This is a genomic window from Lysinibacillus sp. FJAT-14222, assembly GCF_001278875.1.
GTDB classification, from domain to species: Bacteria; Bacillota; Bacilli; order Bacillales_A; family Planococcaceae; genus Lysinibacillus; species Lysinibacillus agricola.
On record NZ_LIYL01000027.1, the window covers coordinates 1 to 2,456 of the forward strand.

1 protein-coding gene and 1 rRNA gene are annotated in these 2,456 nt (G+C 37.2%); both read left to right on the top strand.

Going from position 1 to position 2,456, the window contains the following annotated elements; genetic code table 11:
• Positions 1-218: 218 nt before the first annotated feature.
• A 5S ribosomal RNA gene (gene rrf, locus AN161_RS13620) occupies positions 219-336 on the top strand.
• A 974-nt stretch (positions 337-1,310) separates the two neighbouring features.
• Complete coding sequence (locus AN161_RS13625; RefSeq protein WP_053594910.1) at positions 1,311-2,204, top strand: patatin-like phospholipase family protein; 894 nt, start codon at positions 1,311-1,313, stop codon at positions 2,202-2,204.
• Positions 2,205-2,456: the final 252 nt, after the last annotated feature.

The following is a 2,456-nucleotide window of genomic DNA, read 5'->3' on the forward strand; positions in this document are numbered from 1 at the left end:
GACGAATACTAATCGATCGAGGACTTAACCAAAATGTTTGAAACATTCAATGCACCGTTTATCCAGTTTTGAAAGAATAATTTCTTTCATTAAGGATTTCAAGATACGAGTAGTTCGAGGAAACAATGGAGAGAGGGAAGGAGCGTACTCAAGTACGTGACTGACTGAACGACAGAAGCTGACAAAGAAATACGATGTATATTGAAAGCCGACAATAGTCTAGTGATGATGGCAAAGAGGTCACACCCGTTCCCATACCGAACACGGAAGTTAAGCTCTTTAGCGCCGATGGTAGTTGGGGGCTTCCNCCCCTGTGAGAGTAGGACGTCGCTAGGCAATGAAGACAGTCAGCTGTGTGCTGGCTGTTTTTTTATGTTCGCCTGGCATGCGTATGAACTATAGGGTGCAAATCCCGAACCGCGAAGACAGAAGTAGTGGTTAGCCAATAGCATGGGTGCCCGTGGTGACGGAAAACCTGAAGGGAGTTGGCGGCAAAGCACCGGTCTGAGGAACACGAATCTCATAGAAGGCTAGGTATGATTGGATAAGTGTGCAGAACAACACAAAGTCCTTTCTGTCGAAGGTCATATCAAGTAAATGAGGCGGACAGATGGTGTGAAAGTGCATGTGCTTACCCAGGGAGGTCTGATGGAAACACAAAGTTCACTTTAACCTACTTAGTGACAAGTAGCTGAACCATCAGAAGTCAGTAGAGGTCATAGTATCATTCACTTTTAGAATGAACGAGAAGGATCGAACAATTCGGGAGAATACCCCCTTTGCATGCAGTTTTCTATGAGGAACACAGATAATCCAAGATGGATCGACTCGGTGGAGGTAGTGGTGAATCCCAAAGGAACCATAAGAGGGTGTAGTAGAAACTACGTTAATTATCTGAATTGAACCGCCGTATACGGAATCGTATGTACGATGATGTGAGAGATCGGGGGTTAGTCACCTCCTTCTACTCGATTTTATGAGTAATACTAATTCATTTAAATAAGGCAAGAAGCTGAAAAATAATAGCTTCTTGTTTTTTTATGGCATAATTTTTATCTCATCGTATTGATCGCCTAGAAGAATACCATGTAACGATAAAGGAACTTAAAAATGAAATGGATGTATATTAAATAAAATTTGGTTGTTGTTAAGGGATTAGGCTTTGTTATATACAGTGCCTAATCCCTTTTGTTTTATAGATGTAATTTCAAAGAGTTACAGGAATTCGATATAAACCTACATATTTCTAGTTCTAATTATTGTTACTAGTTCTTATAATGTAAAGATTACTTGAAAAAGGAGAGGGAATTTTGTGGATTGATGGTGTTTTTTCTGGAGGAGGTTTGAAGGGGTTTGCGCTAGTTGGTGCGTATCAAGTACTAGAAGCTGAAAATTTTCGCTTTAAACGGGTAGCAGGGACGAGTGCTGGGGCTATTTTAGCTACTTTCATAGCTGCAGGATATAGCGGAAAAGAAATCCAAACTATGTTAGAAGAGTTGGATGTACCTTCATTACTAGATCCAAGGAAAACAATCTTACCATTTCCGTTTATGAAGTGGGTTAATGTTTATCACCATTTAGGTTTATATAAAGGAAAAGCATTAGAGAAATGGTTTTTCCAGAAATTAGCGAACAAAGGAATATATACTTTCGGAGATTTACCTAGAGATTCATTAAAATTAGTGGCATCAGATTTAACAAATGGCAGAATGATTGTTTTACCAGACGATTTACACAATTATCATATTGATGCAAGGGATTTTTCAGTTGCATGTGCCTTACGTATGAGCTGTGGTATACCATTTTTCTTTGAACCTGTTACGTTAAAAACGGGAAAAGGAGAGTCGGTTATTGTAGATGGTGGTGTATTGAGTAATTTTCCGTTATGGGTATTTGACGATAGAGAAGGACGTAAAGTACGACCAATTATAGGACTTAAATTGAGTAGACGTAGAGAAGAACAACGACCACATGAAATTAAAAATGGATTAAATTTATTTGAAGCTTTATTTTCAACTATGAAAGATGCTCATGATGAAAGGTATATCTCAAGACGACATGAAAGAGATATTATTTTCATTCCTGTTGATGATTATAGTGCCACGCAATTTGATTTAGATGAAGAGACTAAAGAAACGCTTTTAGAAATTGGAAGGAACCGTACTATTCAATTTTTAAAGACGTGGCCAAGATTTAAGTTATAAAGCTTTTAAAAAAACGATAGAAAACTATTGACGTGCTATGAAATAGGTGATATTATATAAAAGTTGCTGTTGAACATGCAACTAGGACAATATAAAAATAAAATAACTGTTTGACACTTTATATAAAACATGTTATTATATAAAAGTTAACTCTTAACAAAGAGATAACGATTGCAAATGAACCTTGAAAACTGAACAAGCAAAACGTAATCAATAAAGTTTTTAGTAGCTAACCTTGAGTTGGTGAACGAA